This is a genomic window from Parabacteroides chinchillae (assembly GCF_900108035.1).
In the GTDB taxonomy this organism is placed as follows: domain Bacteria; phylum Bacteroidota; class Bacteroidia; order Bacteroidales; family Tannerellaceae; genus Parabacteroides; species Parabacteroides chinchillae.
Genome location: NZ_FNVS01000002.1, coordinates 15,579 through 37,780, shown reverse-complemented (window position 1 = coordinate 37,780; position 22,202 = coordinate 15,579). Strand labels below are relative to the sequence as shown.

Below are 22,202 nucleotides of genomic sequence, written 5' to 3'. Positions count from 1 at the left end.
TTTTCTATTTTGAATTAAAGCCTCTCAACTTAATTTCTGTAAACATTTTCTTTGTGTTTAACGGAAAATCGCCATTCATGATCCAGGTATAATAACCGGGGTCCGTCTTCAGAACATCTTCTACCAGACGGCCTTTATATTTACCGAAATTAATTATTTCTTCCCCCTTATCATTATAAATCATACGACCGGCAAAGTCTACATTATTATTGAAGGACGAAAATTCCGATAAAAAGTTAATATCATTTTTCAATTCGGAATATCTGTCCAACTGGGCTTTCAGCACTTCGTAAGTAGCCATAGTATCTGCTTCTGCCGTATGGGCATTCTCCAAATCTTTATTACAATAAAACTTATATGCAGCAGACAAAGTACGCTGTTCCATCTTATGGAAAATTGTCTGCACATCTATAAACTTACGCTTATTCAAATCAATATCAACTCCTGCACGCAAAAATTCTTCTGCCAGCAAAGGAATATCAAAACGATTAGAATTATATCCGGCTAAATCGCACCCCTCAATCTGTGCAGCCAGCGATTTGGCTATTTCTTTAAATGTAGGACAATCTTTTACATCCTCATCTGTAATTCCATGAATAGCGGTAGATTCGGCAGGTATCGGCATCTCCGGATTTACCCGGCGTGTTTTTGATTCCTCTTTCCCATTCGGAAAGACTTTTACGAAAGAAATTTCAACTATACGATCTTTTACTATATTTACACCCGTTGTCTCCAAATCAAAGAAGACTAACGGGTTTCTTAAATTTAATTGCATTCTATCTTTATTAATCATTCAACATCATTGGCATAAGCAACATCAGCAGGTCTTCATCTTCTTCATTTTCTGAAGGAACAATCAAGCCTGCACGTGAAGGATCAGCCAATTCCAATATGACTTCTGCCGAATTGATATTACTTAATATTTCTATCAAGTAGGTAGCTTTGAAACCGATGTTCAAGTCTGTCCCATCAAACTGGCAAGCAATCTTTTCCTCTGCAGAAGTCGAAAAATCAATATCTTGTGCAGATACAATCATTTCTCCTCCTTTTAATTGTAGCTTTACTAAACTACTTGCCGGATTTGAAAATACAGAAACACGTTTTAATGCATTCAGGAATGATACGCGGTCTATCGTAACTTTAAATGGATTTTCCTGCGGGATAACGCTGTTATAGTTTGGATAACGACCTTCTATCAAACGGCAAACCATTTCAAAATTAGAACAGTTCACATAAGCATTATTATCGTCAAACTTAATAGTCACAGCCTCTGTTTCCTTAGACAGCAAACCTTTCAATAAATTTGCGGGCTTTTTAGGCAATATAAAAGATGCCCTTTCCGGTGATTTCACCGACAAGTTACGAAGACGAACCAATTTATGACCGTCCGAAGCAACAAATGTCAAATCATCTGTATGGATATCGAAATAAACACCGTTCATCACCGGACGAAGTTCATCGTCTGCTGTTGCAAATAAAGAACGTCCAATACCATTCAAAAGCGTTTGAGCATCCATAGAAACAGAAATTGCATTTTCATTCAAAGGTTTCTGCAATGGATAAGTATCGCCTTTCTGACCAATAAAATTATACTTACCATTCTGGAAATGAATAAAAATTTCCAGGTTTTCATCATTTATATCAAATGTAAGCGGTTGCTCCGGCAGTTCTTTTAATGGATCTAGCAAAATCTTGGCAGATACGGCAAAAAGACCATTACCCTGTGCATTCATCACTTCAACAGAAGTTACCAGACGAGTCTCTGCATCAGAAGCCGTCATTGTAAGTTTATTTCCTTCCAAATTGAATAGAAAACTATCCAGGATAGGTAGAGAATTCTTAGATGCGATAACCTTACTTATAGACTGTAAACGGGATAATAGCGCAGTGCTGGATACATCAAATCTCATAGCTTTTAAATTTATCTGTTATTATTATTGTCTAAACAAAATATACAAATGATCACTATACAGAAAAATAACATCCGTGTATAGCCGAACAAAATTAAAAAAATATTTCATTCATAGCTACTCTATACTTTTAAAAGTTTCAGTATAAAAAAAGAGCCTCTTCCCTTTAAACGGAGAAGAAGCTCTTTTCATCTGCTTTACGCCTATATTACTTAGCGAAATAATCTTTTACTGCTTCATTCGGAATCATTTCTTCCTGAAAAATGTAAGCACCTGTTTTTGGAGACTTAACCATTTTAATCACCTTTGAGAAGGTACGGCCGTCACCTTTTTTAAATGTTGCAACTGCTTTTTTTGCCATCGTTTAAAATCTCCTATTACTTAATTTCTTTGTGTAATGTCATTTTCTTCAGGATCGGGTTATATTTCATCAATTCCAATCTCTGAGTTGTATTTTTTCTGTTCTTTGTGGTAATATATCTTGAAGTACCCGGCATACCACTTTCCTTATGTTCGGTACATTCCATAATAACTTGAACTCTGTTACCTTTTGCTTTCTTTGCCATTTTTCAACTCCTCCAAATTAAGCGTTTAAATAACCTTTTTCTGCCGCCATTTTAATTGCTGCATCCAAACCAACCTTGTTAATAGTACGCAAGCCTGCAGCTGAAATATTCAGGCTAACCCAACAATCTTGTTCTACCCAATAGAACTTCTTAGTAAACAGGTTCACATCAAATTTACGTTTCGTTCTTCTTTTAGAGTGTGAAACGTTGTTGCCAACCATTGCTTTCTTTCCGGTAATTTGACAAATTTTAGACATCTCTTTTTATATTACATGTAATGATTCAAAAATACTCCTTTCGCAATCAGGGCGCAAAGTAAAGCATAAATATCAATCTATGCAAATTTTCACTCCTTAAATGCACGACAAACCTCCATTTCCGAACTAGCATCACGAACAGACTGGGAGATTAATTATGTAACCGCTTATACGTTACGGGGTGCAAAGATATAAATTTATTCTATTTGCTAATAGAAAACAGCTAAAAAAACTAATATTTATTTTCGAAACAAATAAAGCAAGGTCTTTGTTTTTATTACAGATAACATAAAAACAACATAATACATATAACCATGGTACGAAATTTTAAAGAAGCAATTAAGAACCGTAGAAGCTACTACGGACTAAAAAACAGTTCCTCAATAACAGACGGTGAAATCAAAGAAATTATCGAATTTGTAGTTACTCATACACCATCTGCTTTCAATTCCCAATCTACAAGAACGGTACTTTTACTTGGTGAAAACCATAAAAAGCTATGGCAAATAACGAAAGATATTTTGAAAAAGCTATTACCCGAAGAAGCTTTTAAAGCAACAGAATCAAAAATTAACAATTCATTTGAATCAGGATACGGAACAATCTTGTTTTATGAAGATATGTCCGTAGTAGAGCATTTACAAAAATCATTTCCTACCTACAAGGATAATTTTCCTATCTGGTCTTATCAAACTTCAGGAATGCACCAATTTGCAATCTGGACTTTACTTGAAGACAATGGTTTAGGAGCATCTTTACAGCATTACAACCCGCTTATTGACGAGGCGGTAGCAAAAGAATGGAATATTAATCCCGATTGGAAACTGATGGCGGAAATGCCTTTCGGCATTCCGGCGGAAACTCCTGCGGAAAAACAATTCAGTCCTTTAGATAAAAGAGTTATAATATACAAATAGTCTATATATAGTCGCTACTATGACTTTTCGAAACCATAACGATAATTTTCCAAAATCATAACGATGAATCAAAAAAATCATAGTTATGACTATATGTAATTTCGGTTGCCCTGGCAGACGATAAATAAATAAGAATAAATCATGGAATTTGATATAGCAATTATCGGAGGCGGACCGGCCGGCTATACAGCCGCGGAAAGAGCTTCCGAAAATGGATTAAAGACAATCCTTTTTGAAAAAAAAGAAGTAGGCGGTGTCTGTCTGAATGAGGGATGTATACCGACAAAAACATTACTCTATTCGGCTAAGCTTTTAGATCATATAAAAGGTTCGGCTAAATACGGAATCCTGGCAGACAACAATCCGGGTTTTGATTTAGGTAAAATCATCGGACGTAAAAACAAAACCGTAAAGAAACTGGTATTAGGTGTCAAATCACGACTTACCGGAAACGGAGTAACTATCGTGCAAGGAGAAGCTCATATTTCAGGAGAAGAATCAAACAATATCCTGATTCATTGCGGAGAAAACAATTACAGAGTAAAGAATCTATTGCTTTGTACAGGTTCGGAAACCGTTATCCCTCCGATCAAAGGTTTTTCGGATATTGATTACTGGACTTCCCGCGAAGCACTCGATATAAAAGAATTGCCCCAATCTCTTGCCATCATCGGTGGTGGAGTTATAGGCATGGAGTTTGCTTCGTTTTTTAATAGTATGGGAGTAAAAGTAAAAGTTATCGAAATGCTACCGGAAATTTTAGGTAATATGGATAAAGAAGCTTCCGCCATGCTCCGGTCCGAATATAATAAAAAGGGAATCGAATTCTTTCTAAACACAAAAGTAACAGAAGTATCTCCCGGTAAAATAACAGTGGAAAAAGACGGGCAAATTTCGGATATTGATGCCGAAAAGATATTGGTAAGCGTCGGACGTAAAGCCGTTACGAACGGTTTAGGTTTAGAAACCCTGAACGTAGAACTTTACCCCAAAGGAGTCAAAGTAAACGAATACATGCAGACCTCCCATCCCAACGTATATGCATCAGGAGACATTACCGGATTTTCGATGCTGGCACATACAGCCTACAGGGAAGCGGAAGTAGCCATTCATCATATACTTGGTATCGAAGACCGGATGAGCTATAATGCTATTCCGGCTGTTGTTTATACCAATCCGGAAGTTGCCAGCGTAGGAAAAACTGAAGAAGAATTAATTGCTTCCGGGCAAAATTACCGGGTTCGCAAAATTCCAATGACCTATTCCGGACGGTATATGGCAGAAAATGAAGGAGGTGCGGGCTTATGCAAATTATTGACTGACGATACCGACCGGATTATAGGATGCCATCTGGTAGGAAATCCTGCATCCGAGATCATTGTAACTGCCGGTATTGCGGTCGAAAAAGGTTATACGACCGAAGAGTTTGAAAAAAGTATTTTTCCTCATCCAACCGTAGGAGAAGTCATTCACGAAAGTTTATATATATAATGTTGTGCATTTACAATACATCTACAGACCCTTATTTCAATCTGGCTGCAGAGGAATATCTTTTCTCTACGTCTGCTGATGATATCTTCATGCTTTGGCAGAACGAACCGTCAGTCATAATCGGAAAGCATCAGGATGTATGGTCGGAGATCAATATGGCTCTGGCAAATGAACAACGAATTAAAATAGCAAGACGGTTTTCCGGAGGAGGTGCAGTCTACCACGATCTGGGGAACCTGAATCTTACTTTCATTCAAAATAACACATGCCCTGATTTTACGTTTTTTACCGGTCAAATCATAGATTTTTTGTCTACATTCGGAATCAATGCAGTTCCGGATGTAAGACAAGGTTTAACTGTAAATAACCTGAAAATATCAGGTAGTGCACAATATATAAGAAAAGGACGGATTATACATCACGCAACTTTGCTCTTTTCATCCGACCTGGATGTATTGAACAAGATATTGGATGTTCCGGAAAAACAGATCAACACCGGTAAACAACACAAATATTCCGTTTCATCCGTAAAAAGTGAAGTCACTAACCTATCCACCCTCCTTCCTTCTTATTGGTCAATCAAAGAATTTAAACAAAAGGCAATTAACTATTTCGGTGGAAATAGTAAAACTGGCACTATCTATTCGTTTAATAAAAACGATCTGATAAATATTGAACGTTTAAGAGATGAAAAATATGCTAAAACAAGCTGGAATATAAACACTTAAGCTATGTAAAACATAACATTCTGCCTCTTTCGTTTGTTTTAAAATAGGGGAAGATAATTCAGGCAAAATATACGGAATCCTACCCAACAACTATATAAATCATGTAAACGTATGGCTCTATTTGAAATAAAAATGCCCAAACTGGGTGAAAGCATAACAGAAGGCACCATCATAGCTTGGTCTGTTAAAGTAGGCGACAATGTCCAGGAAGACGATGTCCTTTTTGAAGTAAGTACAGCAAAAGTAAGTGCTGAAATTCCTTCGCCTATAGCAGGAAAAGTGGCTGAAATCCTTTTTAATGAGGGCGACACTGTTGCTGTAGGCATTGTTGTTGCTAAAATTCAACTGGAAGGTGAAGGAGAAGAAAGCAACTCGGGTTCTCCTATTCAGGAAAAAGAAGCTCCGAAAGCAAACAATACAGAAACTAACTCAACGGAATCCGGACAAAATAAACCGGCAACAGCAACAAACGTGACCATTTCATCAGGAAAAATAACGAACGAAGATGACCGTTGGTACTCTCCCGTTGTTCTGCAAATTGCAAAAGAAGCTCATCTGTCCAAAGAGGAACTCGACCAAGTTCCCGGTAGTGGATATTTGGGACGATTAAGCAAAAAAGATATCAAAGAGTATGTTGAACGGAAAAAGAACGGAAAAGAAAATGCACCGGCAAAATCGGTAACATCGAAAGCAACACCTGCTCCACAAAGTACTGCAACTGCCGCTCCTAGTCCTAATATACCTGTCTCTAGCGAAGATAAGGTAATAGAAATGGATCGGGTACGCCGTATCATAGCGGATCATATGGTTCTTTCCAAGAAAGTATCACCGCATGTTACAAGTGTTATCGAAGTAGATGTAACAAAGTTGGTAAAATGGCGTGATCGTACTAAAGATAATTTCTTCAAACGCGAAAATGTTAAGCTAACTTATATGCCGGCTATTACAGAAGCGACTGCTAAAGCATTAGCTGAATATCCATTACTAAATTCATCTGTAGATAGTTACAAAATCATATTAAAGAAACACATAAACATTGGAGTAGCTGTGTCTCTAAACGATGGCAACCTGATCGTTCCTGTCATACAGGATGCAGACAAGCTAAATTTAAACGGATTGGCCGTTAAAATAGACACTCTGGCCACTCAGGCAAGAGATAACAAATTATCTCCTGACAATATTCAAGGCGGAACATTCACTATTACAAATTTCGGTACGTTTAAAAGCTTATTCGGAACTCCGATTATCAACCAACCTCAGGTAGCAATCCTGGCAGTAGGATATATTGAGAAAAAGCCGGCAGTTGTCGAGACACCGGAAGGAGACACAATTGCGATCCGTCATAAGATGTACTTATCCCTTTCTTATGACCACCGTATCGTAGACGGCGCTTTAGCCGGTGCTTTCTTACGCTACATTGCCGATTATCTGGAAAACTGGAACAATTAATTATCCGTTAATGACATAAATATGAAAAAGTACGATATAAATAACACAGACAAAGAAACTTTAGGTAAATGGTATTACCTGATGACTCTTGGACGAGCCCTTGATGAAAAAGCTCCATCTTACCTCCTGCAATCACTTGGCTGGTCTTATCACGCTCCATATGCCGGACATGATGGCATACAATTGGCAATGGGACAAATATTCCATAAAGGTGAAGATTTTTTCTTCCCTTATTACCGCGATATGCTGGCTGTTCTTTCAGCCGGAATGACGCCTGAAGAAATTATTCTGAATGGTATTTCAAAAGCAACAGATCTTACAAGCGGAGGCCGGCACATGTCAAACCATTTTAGTAAAATGGAATGGCATATCGAGAATGTTTCTTCCGCAACCGGCACACACGATCTGCATGCTGCCGGAGTTGCGCGTGCCATGGTTTATTACAATCATAAAGGAATAGCGATGACTTCACACGGTGAATCCGCTACTTCGGAAGGTTATGTATATGAAGCCATCAATGGTGCAAGTAATGAAAGACTACCGGTTATCTTCGTCATACAAGATAACGGATATGGTATTTCTGTTCCTAAAAAAGATCAAACAGCCAACCGGAAAGTGGCCGATAATTTCTCGGGGTTCAAAAACCTAAAAATCATTCATTGTAACGGAAAGGACGTTTTCGATTCTATGAATGCAATGACAGAAGCACGCGAATATGCAATAGAACACCGTACCCCGGTCATTGTCCAGGCAAACTGTGTCCGTATCGGTTCCCATTCCAACTCGGATAAACATACTTTATACCGCGATGAAAACGAACTGGCTTACGTAAAAGCCGCCGACCCGTTGTACAAATTCCGCCGGATGTTGCTGCGGTACAAACGTTTTACAGAAGATGAGTTAAAAGAGATCGAAGCTAAAGCTAAAAAAGACCTCAGTGCAGCCAACCGTAAAGCATTAGCTGCCCCTGACCCCGATCCTTCAACCGTATCGAAGTATGTTCTCCCCGATCCGTACCAACCTACAAAATATCCGGATGGAAACCCCAAGCAGGATGGAGAAAAAGAGACGATGGTTACGGCTTTAAATAAAACATTAAAAGCCGAATTCCGCCATAATCCCAACACATTCTTATGGGGACAAGACATCGCCAATAAAGAAAAAGGCGGTGTATTCAATATCAGTAAAGGTATGCAACAGGAATTCGGAGAAAAACGGGTTTTCAACGCTCCTATTGCCGAAGATTATATTGTAGGAACAGCCAACGGCATGTGTCGCTTCGATCCTAAAATACATGTAGTAATAGAAGGTGCTGAGTTTGCCGATTACTTCTGGCCTGCTGTCGAGCAATATGTAGAGTGCACACACGAATATTGGAGAAGTAACGGACAATTTACACCCAATATCACTTTGCGGCTGGCATCCGGAGGTTACATTGGGGGCGGATTATATCATTCCCAGACCATAGAAGGAGCATTAGCTTCTTTGCCCGGTGCAAGAATCGTCTATCCATCGTTTGCTGATGACGCTGCAGGTCTGTTGCGAACAAGTATCCGATCTAAAGGGTTTACTTTGTTTCTGGAACCAAAAGCCCAGTATAATTCAATAGAAGCTGCTTCTTTTGTGCCCGACGACTACGAAGTCGCGTTCGGTAAAGCCAAAATACGCAGACCGGGAAATGATCTCAGTATCATTACTTACGGAAATACAACCCATCTTTGTCTGAATGTTGCCGAACAACTGTCAAAAGAACATGGGTGGAATGCCGAAGTAATAGACCTGCGTTCATTAATACCATTGGATAAAGAGACAATCTTTGCCTCTGTCAAGAAAACAAGCAAAGTTTTGATTGTACACGAAGATAAAGTATTTGCCGGTTTCGGTGCCGAGGTTGCCAGTATCTTAGGAACAGAAATGTTTCGGTACCTGGATGCTCCTATCCGGCGCGTAGGTGCATTATTCACTCCGGTAGGTTTTCATCCCGTACTGGAAAAGGCAATCCTACCGGGTGAAGAACAAATATACAAAGCAGCAAAAGATTTGCTTGAATACTAGAATATCAACTTGTAAATCAGAAATAAAATGAAAATAGGATTATTCTATGCTACCGGAACTCATAAAACGGCGTCCGTTGCCCGGAAAATACAACAGGAATTCGGAGAAAACATAGCAGATATCATCCCCATCGAAAATGCTTCCCAAAAAGACTTCGAAGCTTATAGCCATATCATAGCCGGCTCTTCTACCTGGTTTGATGGCGAGTTGCCTTCTTATTGGGATGAAATATTGCCTGAATTATCTACTTTGGATTTAAGCAAGAAGAAAGTGGCAATTTTCGGATTAGGAGATCAGAAAGGTTACCCCGACAATTTTGCCGATGGAATCGGGATATTAGCAAACGAATTTCTATCCAGAGGTGCAATATTAACAGGTGAGACTTCTCCCGAAGGCTATACATTCAATCAATCCCAAGCACTAAGAAACGGTAAATTCCTTGGTTTGGTACTCGACATTGAAAATCAGCCCAAACAGACTGACGAACGTATAAAAGGATGGGTAAAACAATTAAAAGAAGAATTCAAAGAGAATAAAACAGGACCTGAGGATAGCTTTATTTGCTAATTTATAAAAACAAAAAATCCATATAATTAACTCAGAATCAAAACTTCCGAATTAGTTATATGGATATGGTATTAAACATGTTTTGCATCAAAAATATAACTTTATTTGGTGGTTACCAATATGAATATTACTTTTACATTAAACGGTACACAAATAAATAGCATTATGCAAGATATAGTAAATGGACGCTGCGGTTGGTGCGGAACCGACGAACTGTATATGAAATACCACGACGAAGAGTGGGGAGTATTGGTAACCGACGACAAAACTCTATTTGAGTTTCTTGTACTGGAAAGTGCTCAAGCCGGATTAAGTTGGATAACTATCCTCAGAAAGCGGGAAGGTTATCGCAAAGCCTTTTGCAATTTCGATGCCGAGCGGGTCGCACAAATGACCGATGAAGATGTTGAGCGCTTGATGCAGTTTGACGGCATTGTGAAAAACCGCTTGAAAATTAAATCGACCATCACCAACGCAAGACTATTTCTTGCGCTGCAAAAGGAGTTCGGTAGTTTTTACAACTACACACTTTCATTCTTTCCCGACAGAAAACCGATTATCAATACCGTTCAATCATTGAGCGAGATTCCGGTATCTTCTCCCGAATCCGATGCAATGAGTAAGGATATGAAAAAACGTGGATTCAAATTCTTTAGAACAACAATTTGCTATGCCCACTTACAAGCTTCAGGATTTATCAACGACCACTTGACAGGTTGTATTTGCCACAAAAGATGAATAACAATATGATTTTCCCATAATAAGCCTAAGACAAACAAAAAAAAATTGCATAATTTGTTTTTATATTTATTAATTATATATTTACGAATATAATAATTATTGCCTATTTATCACTTTATTTTTTTGGTCTTGCTAACTGGTTTTAACAAACACACATTACTATTATGGAAGATATTAATAAGAAAAACAAAAGATTAATAATCGCAGCCTATACGATTTTAGTACTTATAGCTATTGGAACAGGTTATTTGGCTTATGAGAAAAAAATCCCTGATTTTACTTCATTTTTTTGGGGAATATCATCTAGCTTCATTGCTACAGTATTTCTCTATACAATCCTAAAGTTTTTTCTTGTTAATTCTGATGATGTTGTAATTAAAAGAATTGATGACATTCAAAAGGAAAAACTGATATCAGATGAAAAGCTTATTCATAGAATAGATGAGATGATGTCATCAAAGATTATGCCTTTGAGCTATAATATTAATGAAGCAGAATCGTTATCAAAATTCTTCAAATCCATTAATTTAGAAAAAACCGATTCCATCTATTTAACAGGTTACAGTATGGCCCACGTATTCCAACAACACAGAAATGATTTTATCGAAATACTCAATAGGAAAATAGAAGTTAAAGTTCTGCTGATAGATCCTGATAGCACCGCAGGGCAACTAATGAAAGAGCGGGTAGGTCCTACCCATATTGTAGGCGGACCACATAGGCGAACATTGAGATATATTGATGAAATTAACGATTCAGTTTCCAACAACTCAAAAATAATAGTCAGTAAGATGTCTTGGATTCCTAGCTGTTCGCTAATATTAACCAAAAATTCCAGGGAAGACTACTTTACATTAATGATCGGAGTCAATGGTTTTAATCTGAACAATGCGAATAAACAAGCTCCCCGTCGATTGTATTCTGTGATCAATTCAACATTTAAAGATGAAAAAATAGCTTTTTATCAATCTAATTTCGAATACTTATGGGAAGAAAATTCAGGGAATATATACCAGGACATAAAACAATATATAAAACAATACTCAAATATATATGAATAAGTTTGCTTTTGTATTAGTTGGAGGAATTTGCAGTGGAAAAAGTACTTTTGCCAACAAACTAGAAAAAACAGGTGACTTCTTCATTGTTTCAAAGGATAAGTGTATCTATGAAAGTGATATGTTATGCCGCGAACATATTTTCAAATCATGGGAAGAGGTACGAGAAGAACATATCAATAGTCTAAATGGCAAAAATGTTATACTTGATGAAACACTGAGAATAGGCAAACTTGATAAAATTAAAGAAAAAGGGTATACAATCATTGCCGTCTTACTGGAAAAAGACAGAACTATTCGCGAAAAGAGGTTGTTGCAGCGGAATGCATTAAACAAACAATATCTTTTGGAATTATCAAGAATTGCAAATATTGATTTTCATTTATGTAGTCAGGAAGTTCGCAGGAACTATTGGCGTGATAAGCATTTCCGTGATTCGATTCCCCAAAAAGAACAAACTCAATTTGATGAAATATTAAAGAAACTATATTTACTCGGCTCTACTTTTATTAAAGACGAGGAACCCAATCCGGTATGTTATAATCAGATTGATTACATCATAAATGCAGAAGATATAGACGTTGATAATGGAGTTGAGATTTCAGATATCATAAAAAAGTGTACATCATATCATGAATATAAGAAGCAATGGGCAAAAAAAATCAAATTCTGTATTTGGGATGTTGGTGGAGTCTTCTATCATTATTCACTTGAAAAGCTAAGTCAATGGTGTTCTCAAAAAACTATTGACTACCCAAAGTGGGAAAGTCTTAAAGGAACATTCAGTTTCAATGATTATATGTTAGGCATTATTACCTTTGATGAGTTATGTGTAAACATTTGTCAATACTATAGTATTCCATATTTGCCAGAATATAATTCACAGATCAAACAATGCCTGGAAATGGGCGTTGGCGAAGTATACTCTGAAACAGAGGAAGCTATTAAGTATTTAAAGAAGAAAGGAATAGTTAATTGTGTACTTTCTAATGCTTTACCTATTTTAGCAGACGATGGCAATTACCCTGAACTAATTGATTCGGAACATAGATTTTATTCATTTATTTTTCAGAGACTAAAACCTGACAATGATATTTACAAAATGATGCAAAATAAACTCAATACACCATTCGAAAATATGATTTTCATAGATGATAAAAAACGTAATATAGATGCAGCTATCGAGCTCGGAATTTATTCTATTCTTTATCAGCAGGAAAATATTAAAGATGCTATAAAGAAAATATTCGAATAATATACAGTCTCTATGAATGGTGGATGAAAAACAATTTACAAAATTATATTTGTCGAATTTTAAATCATTCTTTGGCTTCTCTAAAAGAAAGATACGTGTATTTAATATATTTGACAAAACTCGTAACTAATTCAGATGCGTTTCTTTTCCTTATTGATGAGTGTTTAGCATACACTGAATATAAATCTTCATGGGAGAATCTTTTTTACTTTCGGAATTCCGGATATCGGTCATTTTTTTAGATCGGAAAATAATCCATATAGTAGCATTTTCCCACCAAGGAGAAATGAAACACCGATTAGGATGGATCCAGCAACGATCAGTTGAATCGCTTCCGTATCAGTCTTTGTTGGAAATTCCATATATTCGGATAGCAATGCCAAAAACATATATATTGATCCCAAAGTAAACAGCAACCCTAGTAAAAGACGACTCCACAGTATCTTTTTGAAAAGTTGCATGATTAGTAATGTTACAATAGTCAGGGAAAATAAAATCATAAATATATTTACAATATGCCAACTAGCAGATAAACTATGAAAATTACTACAAGTCAGTAAAGCAAAGAGGATGATATACCAAATCTCAGGTAAAGAATCTATGAATCTTTTGGACCAAATTTTAATAATTAAGATGTTCATAAATAATTGTGTTTAATGGTTATATTTAAATAACGATCAAGGATTTTTTTTAGTATAATCTGTATTCAAGTTTATTTTGTTGAACAGGAAACAGACCTAATGATCATACGTAGTTTGTCGATATGAAAGGATCTGTAGATTATCTTAATAAGGTTCGTTTTATTTTTATTCAGTAAACATATCCCCTAATCCACAAATAAAAATAGGCTTCTTTTTTAAGGGATGGTAGTCTTGTTACGTAAGTTTACAAATAAATGAAACTGTAATGGCTACTACGGTACTTCTTGCTGGTTGAATTAATTACTTGTCAAGTTTTACAGTCTTTTCAATAAGATTACTTTTTTATTTATCATCATAATCATTGTTTAGATATTCCCCCCCCCCGCAGTCACATAATTAAGGCTGGCTGAATTTGATTTTTCCGTAACCACAACAGAATATACTGCAAATCAAACAAATAGATAAGTTAGTGCGCAGGATGAGACTCGAACTCACACGCCGGAACCGGCACTACCCCCTCAAAGTAGCGTGTCTACCAATTTCACCACCTGCGCGTCAATTAAATGCGGTGCCCAGAACAGGACTCGAACCTGCACGATCGCAAAACCACTCGCACCTGAAACGAGCGCGTCTACCAATTCCGCCACCTGGGCATTCATTACAATTGAAAGGATGATCTCATTCACTCCTGCTATCTTGGGAGCGGAAGACGGGACTCGAACCCGCGACCCTAACCTTGGCAAGGTTATGCTCTACCAACTGAGCTACTTCCGCGATAACGGGTGCAAAGATAGGGGTAATTTTCAATTATCCAAAAGAACAATACAATTTTTTCATGCCTTTTATTCCCATCCGTACCCGTTGAAATGACTATATTCTAGCAACCAATTCTTTAAATAAAACAGTCATTACAGAAGCTGCTCTATCTGCTGCCTTAATAACATCGGTGCCATCATTCACGAAGTCATCGGCAAAATGATAACCTTCGTTTGTGATAACAGACATACCGAATACACGTATACCTGCGTGACGAGCAACTATTACTTCGGGAACCGTACTCATACCGATAGCGTCACCTCCCACTTTACCATAACAAGCGTATTCCGAGGGAGTTTCATACGAAGGACCTGTCAGGCCTACATAAACGCCTTTCTTCAACGGAATGTTATGCAATGTGGCAATCTCCTCCATATAACCTATAAATTCGCGGTCATATGCACGGGTCATATCAGGGAAGCGCGTGCCGAACTGTTCATTATTAGGTCCTATCAGCGGATTCGGCATCATATTGATATGATCCCGGATAATCATCAGATCGCCCACTTTAAATGTATTATTGATACCTCCGGCTGCATTTGACACTAACAGGTTCTCTATCCCCAACAGTTTCATTACGCGGACAGGAAAGGTTACCTGCTGCATTGTGTAACCTTCATAATAATGAAAACGTCCCTGCATGGCCAACACCAGCTTTCCACCCAGTTTTCCACATATAAGATTTCCTTTATGTCCGGTAGCCGTAGAGCTCATAAAGTTAGGAATCTCCTTATAAGGAATAACCGTAGCCTCCTCTATCTGATCGGCTAGCGAACCTAGCCCACTGCCTAAAATAATAGCTGTTTTCGGATTCCCTACGATGCGGGATGCCAGATAAGCTGCCGTTTCATCGTATAAATCATTCATTTTATCCATAGTTGCCTCCTATTATATATCTGTTTTATTTTCAATGCTTTTCATCGCGACATCAAGTTATAAGCAATCCGCGCTGTCTGTTCCATTATCTCGTCCTCACCCGGAACTTTTTTATTTTCCATCAAAACTTTACCATTACAAATAACCGTATCTACGCAACTGCCATTGGCTGCATAAACCAGATTAGACACGAAGTTAAAGTTCGGCGTAAATGCAGGAATACGCAGGTCTATCAGATTCAAATCTGCCAAATACCTCTCTTTCACACGTCCGGCTTTTATACCTAATATAGAAGCTCCCTGTTCGGTTGCAGCATCCAGCATCTCCGCCGCAGTAAGAGCCTCCGGGTCTTTTCTCCAGGCTTTTCCAAGCAATGAAGCTAATTTCATAGCTTCTATCATATCCAGATTATTGGAAGATGAACAACCATCGGTGCCCAAACCAACTGCAATGCCCGCTTCTTTCATCTCCTTAAACTGGAAATGAATACCGGAAGCCAGTTTCATATTCGATGCCGGGTTGTGAACCACCTTTACCCCATGATCTGCCAGCATCCTGATTTCATCTTTATCCACATATATGCCGTGAGCAATCACCAAGCGGGGAGAAAGTATTCCCAATTTATATAAATAACGTACAGGCGTGAGACCGAATTGTTTGACCGAATTGGTCACCTCCTCTTCTGTTTCTGCCAGATGCAAATGGATCAGCACATTTCGTTCGGCCGAAAATTGATCTATCCACCTCAGAAGTTCGCCCGAAACAGTATAAATAGCATGTGGCCCGATTGCATATTTAATTCGATCGCCATACACATCCATATCCGAATACAGCTTTAGATTATGCGCCTTGCATTTCTCTGCCTGTTCCGGCTCGAAATGATCGAAGCAAACACCCGAAACAACGGCCCGTATTCCCATCTCTTCGACAGCATCAGCCGTTGCACGAAACTTATGATACATATCAAAGAAGCTGGTTGTGCCACTCTTTATCATCTCCAGGCAAGCCAGTTTAGCTCCCCAGTAAACGTCCTCGCGGTTCATCTTTGCTTCATTCGGCCAAATCTTCTGTTCAAGCCAAGGCATCAGTGGCATATCATCGCCATACCCCCGGAAAAGAGTCATCGCCGCATGTGTATGTGCATTCACAAAACCGGGCACTACGGCCTTCTTCGTACCATCTATCACCCTATCGGCCGTAACAACCAAGTCTTTTCCAATCTGCTTTATATATTTGCCCTCAACATAAATATCCGTTTCAACGCCATCCAGGTAAACGTTCTTAATCAACAAATTCATAGGTCATCAATTAAATTTAGCTTTCATATTTTTAATCTTTTCATCGCGGATTCGCGCTAACAAAGCCGATAGCTTGTCTCGCCTTACCGCAGCAAAAGCACAACTCTCCTTCACCTCTACCACACCCAGATCGTCTTTCTCCAATCCGCCTTTCTGAAACAGGAAACCAACCACATCCTTTTTGCTCAGTTTATCACGCTTGCCGCGATTGATCGTAAGTGTTACCCATTCAGGACGCACCGGTTTCTTTGTTCTCTCAGGAAGAAAGAATTCGTCCGGTTCACGCACGATGTATTCGGGTACAGACTCTATTTCATTCAGTATGATGAAAGCATTCCCTTCCGCATTCATTCGGGCCGTACGTCCGTTTCTATGAATATAAGCCTCCTCATTCACCGGCAAGTGATAATGGATCACATGCTTTACTTCCGGAATATCCAAACCTCTGGCAGCCAGATCGGTCGAGACAAACACAGTAGCGCTTCCATTGCGGAAGTGCGAGAGTGCTCTCTCCCGCTCGGGTTGCTCCATTCCACCGTGAAAATAATCATTCTCCACTCCCATCTCTGTCAGGTAATTGCTTACGCGCTCCACCGCTTCACGAAGGTTGCAGAATACCAATGCAGATTCGCCATTCAGCTCGCCCAGTAATTTATACAACGTTTCCAGTTTATCTTTTACAGGCGACTTCACTATCCGGACAGTAAGACCTTTGACCTGCTTCTCTTCCGTAAGAAAAGATAAACGAACCGGAGCCGTTATTCCAGTAAACGGCGGAATTTCCACCGAAGCCGTAGCAGATGTCAATACTCGTCTCCGTACACCAGACAGATGCGCCAATATTTCCTTCATCTCCGAAAGGAATCCCAATTCCAACGATTTATCGAACTCATCCAGAATAAGCGTTCTCACCGTATCTAAATCAATATTTCCACGCTCAATATGATCGAGAATGCGTCCCGGCGTACCAATAAGAACCGTAGGCGGATGCTCCAGGCTTTTCTTTTCCGTCCTCAACGGATGTCCACCGTAACAACAGTTTACCTTATAACCCGAACCCATCGAGCGAAATACCGTCTCTATCTGCAAAGCCAATTCACGCGACGGGGCAATGATTAATGCTTGTATTTTCTTTTCTTCGTCTGTCAGTGTAGTAAGCAATGGCAGTAAGAATGCCAACGTCTTACCCGACCCTGTGGGACTGAGCAAAACCATATCTTTACTTGTACCTGCATCCAATACAGCCTGCTGCATCTCATTCAATGCCTCAATGCCGGTATTCGTCAGCGCACGTACGACTCTTTCATCTTTCTTTATTTCCATATATTACTTCAGATATTGTTCTACCCGTTTATAAAAATCGGCTATATGAACGCCGTCCACAAAACTATGGTTTACATACAAGGCAATCGGAATTACCAGATTGCCTCCTCTCATAACAGCTTTTCCAACATTCAGCAACGGATAATTGTTGCCAAACTTATGATGTTGCGTATGCGTCATAGACGTAAAGTATAGATCCGGCGTTGCACTTACCAGGATAACATTATACCGGTCATCCTCTGATGCCCCGTTTTCAGCAGCATACGGATCACCGTCTTCCGGAATATTCCGAATGATAGAGGAGGCTTCGGCATGAAACGCTTCAAAGTCTTCTATCCAGGGAATGCGGACTGTAAAGAACTTGCCGTTGTCATTCATTTTGATCGGTGCTAGCGCATCTACTTTATCATAAAATAAAACCTGCTCCCGGTCGTCAAACCGGAACCTTAACTCCTTTATCTCGTTTACCGCACGAAGTATGGCATACAGGTAATGCAAAAAGAAAGACCGGCCGTTTGCCTTTGCTCTTTCTTTTGCCATTTCACACTCTACCTCGGAAGTCACGGAGATGCAAGGATTGATAAAATCCCGGAAGAATTGGTAATTATCCCTCCGTTCCCAGGTTTCAATATCGATAATCTGCTTCATTAATTGAATACTTATTTAAACTCCTTATAAAACCGGGCTACAGCCTCTATACCTTTATAGAATATATCCAACCGGCAACTTTCATTCGGTGAATGGATAGCGTTTTGCTCCAAACCGAATCCCATCAAAACAGTCTTTATACCCAATATTTGTTCAAAAGTAGATATAATAGGTATGCTTCCTCCCCGGCGAACGGCCAGCGGTTTCATGCCGAAAGCAATGCCTACGGCCTTTTCGGCTGCCTGGTAAGCAGGCATATCAATCGGGCAGACATAGCCTTGTCCGCCGTGGCTTGGCGTAACTTTAACCGTCACATAATCCGGAGCTACACGAGCCATATATTCTTCAAACATCCGCGAAATCTTCTCATGATCCTGATGCGGAACCAGGCGGCAGGAAACCTTGGCAAATGCTTTTGATGGCAAAACCGTCTTGCTACCCTCACCTGTATAACCACCCCAGATACCGCAAATATCGAAAGACGGACGGCAACTGTTACGCTCAAGCGTAGAATATCCCTTTTCACCGGACAAAGCCTTCACTCCGATAGCTTCCATATATTTCTTTTCGTCAAAAGGAATCCGGGCAATCATTTCGCGCTCTGCCGCAGAAACTTCTTCTACATCGTCATAAAAGCCGGGGATAGTTATACGTCCGTCTGCATCCGTAATATCAGCCATCAGCTTACACAACACATTTATCGGATTGGCTACCGCACCTCCGAAATGCCCCGAATGCAAATCACGGTTTGGCCCCGTTACCTCCACTTCCCAATAGGCCAGGCCACGCAAACCGGTCGTCAGCGAAGGTGTTTCGGCACTTATCATGCTTGTATCAGACACCAGTATCACATCCGCCTTCAACAACCCCTTGTTCTTTCGGCAAAAAGATTCCAAACTGGGCGAACCTATTTCTTCTTCCCCTTCAAAGATGAACTTTACGTTGCAATGCAGAAGATCATTTTTCAAAGCTGTTTCAAAGCCTTTCACCTGGATCATTCCCTGCCCTTTATCATCGTCCGCACCACGGGCCCAGATACGGCCGTCGCGTAATTCGGGTTCAAAAGGGTTGCTTTTCCACAATTCCAATGGCTCGGCAGGCATTACGTCATAATGGGCATATACCAAAACAGTTTTAGCTTCCGGTGAAATCATCTTTTCGCCATAAACCACCGGATTGCCGTCTGTTGGCATCACAACTGCCTTATCTGCACCCGAAGCCAGCAGGAGTTCTGTCCATCTTTGTGCACAGACCTGCATATCCGGTTTATTTTCATGTTTTGCACTGATCGACGGAATACGTATCAACGAGAACAATTCATCCAGAAAACGGTCTTTATTAGACTCAATATAAGTTTTAACCGACATAGTATTTTACTTTTAGTTTTTTGTCAAAGATAGCTCCTTTGCGCCTATTCTGCAACAGGCATTCTTCAAAATATAAACGATCCGTTTAATTCTTTTCACCGGACATTTTAATAAAAAGGTACTATACATTTATTCTTTTGACCCGGGTCGAAATTAAATTTCACCTGGGTCAAAATTAATTTTAAGCTAGGACAAAATCAATTTTCAGCCAGGTAAAAAGAATAAAAAGTCCTGAACTTTTTTCTAAATTATACGATGTTTTAAATCAGGAAAAAGGATATCCGCAACTTTAACCGGAAAGTATTCAAAGTCAACACATATGGTTAGTGCCTGAACGTAATCTTTTTATTCATCATAAAGTTAACAGCTCCATACACAAAAAGTCCAAGGAACTGAGCCAAATATTCGTTCACGTCTGCAACTTCAACCATCATTAAAAGGGAAAGAAACTGGGCGCCGTATGCACATCCGAAAGCGACCATAAACAAAGGGATTTCTTTTTTAAATTGTCCGTTGCCTGAAGAAAAAATCCAATACTTACTCCAAAAGAAATTATTTATTAAGGCAGCCACATAGCCGGCAACATTTGACCATAAATAATTGCAATCCAGCACATCCATCAACACTCCAATTACAATAGCTGTAATTAAAGCATTTAATGTTCCTACCAAAACAAAACGAAGAACACGTACAGATTCTTTCATACACACAATTATTTGTTTTATTCTGCTGCTCTTAACAGCAAAACAACTGCAAAGATAAGAAAGCCAAAACAAATACGCATACAATACAAGAAAAAGAAAACTGCCGTTTTCCTGCGAATGGAACAACGGCAGTTTATCAATACTCATTTTATAAAGAGCAGCACCCTAATTTTTTCAGCGTTCGTTAAGCGAGGTATAAACTTGCTCGTCAAGTACGTTTTTGTATGCCGGACGAATGATACGCTTTCCTTCAAAGTTAAGTTCTTCAATGCGGTGAGCTGTCCAACCTACAATACGCGACATGGCAAACAACGGTGTATAAATTTCCTGTGGAAGCCCTATCATTTCATATACGAAGCCCGAATAGAAATCTACGTTAGATGAAACACGCTTCTTTGTTCCTTTATGCTTGGCAAAACATTCAATGGCACGTTCCTCCAGTAATTCAAGAAATGCAAATTCTTCTTCACGTCCTTTTTCTTTAGCCAGTTCGCGAGCTAATTCTTTCAATACGATCGCACGAGGATCGGAAATCGTATAAACAGCATGGCCGATACCATAAATCAAACCGGTCTTATTATAAGCTTCCTTGTTTAGCATACGCATAAAATAGGTATCGATTTCATCCACATTTTTCCAGTCGGCAATATGTTCTTTCAGATGATTGAACATATCTACGACCTGTATGTTTGCACCTCCATGCAACGGGCCTTTCAGCGAACCGATACCGGCAGCTATGGCAGAATAGGTATCTGTCCCTGTAGAACTGGTTACACGTACGGTAAATGTAGAGTTGTTACCGCCGCCATGTTCGGCCTGTAACACAAGCAATAAATCCAGTGTACGGGCATCCAGGTCGGTAAAATCGCGTTTCAACATGTGAAGGAAGTTTTCCGCAATAGAAAGATTCTCATGCGGATGACGGATGTGTAACGAACGTCCTTGCGTACTATGGCGGAAGATATTATAGGCATAAGCTATTATCGTAGGAAACTTAGAGATTAGCTCGATAGATTGGCGCATCAGGTTATCGCGCGAGGTATCTTCGGGATTCGGATCGAAAGTGTACATTTCCAATACACTACGAGCCAGAATATTCATGATGTTCTGACCTTCCAGATCCAGAATATTCATCTTTGTCTTCTGCTCTAAAGGCATATTATCATTGATCAGCTCTCTAAAAGAGCTCAATTCTTCTTTATCGGGAAGCCTACCCGACAACATCAGAAAAGCAACTTCTTCAAACCCAAAGCGTTTTTCCTTAATAAGTGCATGTGCAATATCTTCGACATCATATCCTCTATAGAACAGTTTACCGGGAATAGCTTTCAGGCCACCTTCAGGAAGGCGTTCATATCCTACTACGTTACCGATTTTAGTTAATCCTACCAATACACCGGTTCCGTCTTCATTACGTAAGCCACGTTTCACATTATACATCGGGAATAACTCATTATCTATTTTACACGCGCCTCTTGCCTCTTCCGATAATTTATAAATAAGATATTCTTTCTTCATTGCGATACTATTTTAAT

22 protein-coding genes and 3 tRNA genes are annotated in these 22,202 nt (G+C 39.2%); 9 read left to right on the top strand and 16 right to left on the bottom strand.

Features of this window, described 5'->3' with window-relative positions:
* Positions 1-4: 4 nt before the first annotated feature.
* The 5 genes from C4S38_RS02040 to rpmB all read right to left on the bottom strand — a co-directional run bounded on the left by C4S38_RS02040 (position 5) and on the right by rpmB (position 2,733).
* Positions 5-775, bottom strand: a complete 771-nt coding sequence (locus C4S38_RS02040; protein WP_103982347.1) for a 3'-5' exonuclease — start codon at positions 773-775, stop codon at positions 5-7.
* A gap of 10 nt (positions 776-785) precedes the next feature.
* Positions 786-1,910 carry a DNA polymerase III subunit beta gene (gene dnaN / locus C4S38_RS02035; RefSeq protein WP_103982346.1) on the bottom strand — a complete coding sequence of 375 codons (1,125 nt, stop codon included), beginning with the start codon at positions 1,908-1,910 and terminating at the stop codon, positions 786-788.
* A 208-nt stretch (positions 1,911-2,118) separates the two neighbouring features.
* Positions 2,119-2,271, bottom strand: a complete 153-nt coding sequence (locus C4S38_RS02030; protein ID WP_099465773.1) for a DUF4295 domain-containing protein — start codon at positions 2,269-2,271, stop codon at positions 2,119-2,121.
* A gap of 16 nt (positions 2,272-2,287) precedes the next feature.
* The gene (rpmG, locus tag C4S38_RS02025) at positions 2,288-2,476 is read right to left on the bottom strand and encodes a 50S ribosomal protein L33 (protein ID WP_007657199.1); all 189 of its coding nucleotides are present in this window, start codon (positions 2,474-2,476) and stop codon (positions 2,288-2,290) included.
* A gap of 17 nt (positions 2,477-2,493) precedes the next feature.
* Positions 2,494-2,733 (bottom strand): 50S ribosomal protein L28, encoded by a 240-nt coding sequence (gene rpmB / locus C4S38_RS02020; RefSeq protein ID WP_099465774.1) that lies wholly within the window; start codon positions 2,731-2,733, stop codon positions 2,494-2,496.
* A gap of 314 nt (positions 2,734-3,047) precedes the next feature.
* Between rpmB and C4S38_RS02015 the strand changes: the two genes are divergently transcribed.
* The 9 genes from C4S38_RS02015 (at position 3,048) to C4S38_RS01975 (ending at position 12,994) form a co-directional block, all read left to right on the top strand.
* Positions 3,048-3,650 (top strand): nitroreductase family protein, encoded by a 603-nt coding sequence (locus C4S38_RS02015; RefSeq protein ID WP_103982345.1) that lies wholly within the window; start codon positions 3,048-3,050, stop codon positions 3,648-3,650.
* A 141-nt stretch (positions 3,651-3,791) separates the two neighbouring features.
* Positions 3,792-5,141 (top strand): dihydrolipoyl dehydrogenase, encoded by a 1,350-nt coding sequence (gene lpdA, locus C4S38_RS02010; RefSeq protein ID WP_103982344.1) that lies wholly within the window; start codon positions 3,792-3,794, stop codon positions 5,139-5,141.
* Positions 5,141-5,869, top strand: a complete 729-nt coding sequence (locus C4S38_RS02005; protein ID WP_103982343.1) for a lipoate--protein ligase family protein — start codon at positions 5,141-5,143, stop codon at positions 5,867-5,869. Before lpdA ends, C4S38_RS02005 begins: the two co-directional genes overlap by 1 nt.
* A 111-nt stretch (positions 5,870-5,980) precedes the next feature.
* Positions 5,981-7,318 (top strand): dihydrolipoamide acetyltransferase family protein, encoded by a 1,338-nt coding sequence (locus C4S38_RS02000; RefSeq protein ID WP_103982342.1) that lies wholly within the window; start codon positions 5,981-5,983, stop codon positions 7,316-7,318.
* Positions 7,319-7,339: 21 nt separating this feature from the next.
* Positions 7,340-9,373, top strand: a complete 2,034-nt coding sequence (locus C4S38_RS01995; RefSeq protein WP_103982341.1) for an alpha-ketoacid dehydrogenase subunit alpha/beta — start codon at positions 7,340-7,342, stop codon at positions 9,371-9,373.
* A gap of 27 nt (positions 9,374-9,400) precedes the next feature.
* On the top strand, positions 9,401-9,940 hold the full coding sequence (locus C4S38_RS01990; RefSeq protein WP_103982340.1) for a flavodoxin: 540 nt from the start codon (positions 9,401-9,403) through the stop codon (positions 9,938-9,940).
* A 165-nt stretch (positions 9,941-10,105) separates the two neighbouring features.
* Positions 10,106-10,678 (top strand): DNA-3-methyladenine glycosylase I, encoded by a 573-nt coding sequence (locus C4S38_RS01985; protein WP_103982339.1) that lies wholly within the window; start codon positions 10,106-10,108, stop codon positions 10,676-10,678.
* A 167-nt stretch (positions 10,679-10,845) separates the two neighbouring features.
* A complete protein-coding gene (locus C4S38_RS01980) occupies positions 10,846-11,742 on the top strand; it encodes a hypothetical protein (protein ID WP_103982338.1) in 897 nt (298 codons plus the stop codon).
* Complete coding sequence (locus C4S38_RS01975) at positions 11,735-12,994, top strand: HAD-IA family hydrolase (protein ID WP_103982337.1); 1,260 nt, start codon at positions 11,735-11,737, stop codon at positions 12,992-12,994. The genes C4S38_RS01980 and C4S38_RS01975 overlap by 8 nt, the downstream gene beginning before the upstream one ends.
* 230 nt (positions 12,995-13,224) lie before the next feature.
* Here C4S38_RS01975 and C4S38_RS15765 read toward each other — a convergent pair whose 3' ends face one another.
* The 11 genes from C4S38_RS15765 to C4S38_RS01920 all read right to left on the bottom strand — a co-directional run bounded on the left by C4S38_RS15765 (position 13,225) and on the right by C4S38_RS01920 (position 22,185).
* The gene (locus tag C4S38_RS15765; protein ID WP_103982336.1) at positions 13,225-13,635 is read right to left on the bottom strand and encodes a hypothetical protein; all 411 of its coding nucleotides are present in this window, start codon (positions 13,633-13,635) and stop codon (positions 13,225-13,227) included.
* A 470-nt stretch (positions 13,636-14,105) separates the two neighbouring features.
* Positions 14,106-14,189, bottom strand: a tRNA-Leu gene (locus tag C4S38_RS01965).
* Between the two features lie 15 nt (positions 14,190-14,204).
* Positions 14,205-14,288, bottom strand: a tRNA-Leu gene (locus tag C4S38_RS01960).
* A gap of 48 nt (positions 14,289-14,336) precedes the next feature.
* Positions 14,337-14,409, bottom strand: a tRNA-Gly gene (locus tag C4S38_RS01955).
* A gap of 96 nt (positions 14,410-14,505) precedes the next feature.
* A complete protein-coding gene (locus C4S38_RS01950) occupies positions 14,506-15,327 on the bottom strand; it encodes a purine nucleoside phosphorylase I, inosine and guanosine-specific (protein WP_103982335.1) in 822 nt (273 codons plus the stop codon).
* A 41-nt stretch (positions 15,328-15,368) separates the two neighbouring features.
* Entirely contained in the window at positions 15,369-16,625 is a 1,257-nt protein-coding gene (locus C4S38_RS01945; protein WP_103982334.1) for an amidohydrolase, read from the bottom strand.
* A gap of 6 nt (positions 16,626-16,631) precedes the next feature.
* A complete protein-coding gene (locus C4S38_RS01940; RefSeq protein WP_200817933.1) occupies positions 16,632-17,948 on the bottom strand; it encodes a DEAD/DEAH box helicase in 1,317 nt (438 codons plus the stop codon).
* A gap of 3 nt (positions 17,949-17,951) precedes the next feature.
* On the bottom strand, positions 17,952-18,596 hold the full coding sequence (locus C4S38_RS01935; protein WP_103982333.1) for a chloramphenicol acetyltransferase: 645 nt from the start codon (positions 18,594-18,596) through the stop codon (positions 17,952-17,954).
* An 11-nt stretch (positions 18,597-18,607) separates the two neighbouring features.
* The gene (locus C4S38_RS01930) at positions 18,608-19,963 is read right to left on the bottom strand and encodes a dipeptidase (RefSeq protein ID WP_103982332.1); all 1,356 of its coding nucleotides are present in this window, start codon (positions 19,961-19,963) and stop codon (positions 18,608-18,610) included.
* Positions 19,964-20,286: 323 nt separating this feature from the next.
* The gene (locus C4S38_RS01925; RefSeq protein ID WP_103982519.1) at positions 20,287-20,667 is read right to left on the bottom strand and encodes a GtrA family protein; all 381 of its coding nucleotides are present in this window, start codon (positions 20,665-20,667) and stop codon (positions 20,287-20,289) included.
* A 174-nt stretch (positions 20,668-20,841) separates the two neighbouring features.
* Positions 20,842-22,185: a citrate/2-methylcitrate synthase gene (locus tag C4S38_RS01920; protein WP_099462847.1), complete on the bottom strand. Its 1,344-nt coding sequence runs from the start codon at positions 22,183-22,185 to the stop codon at positions 20,842-20,844.
* Between the last annotated feature and the right edge of the window lie 17 nt (positions 22,186-22,202).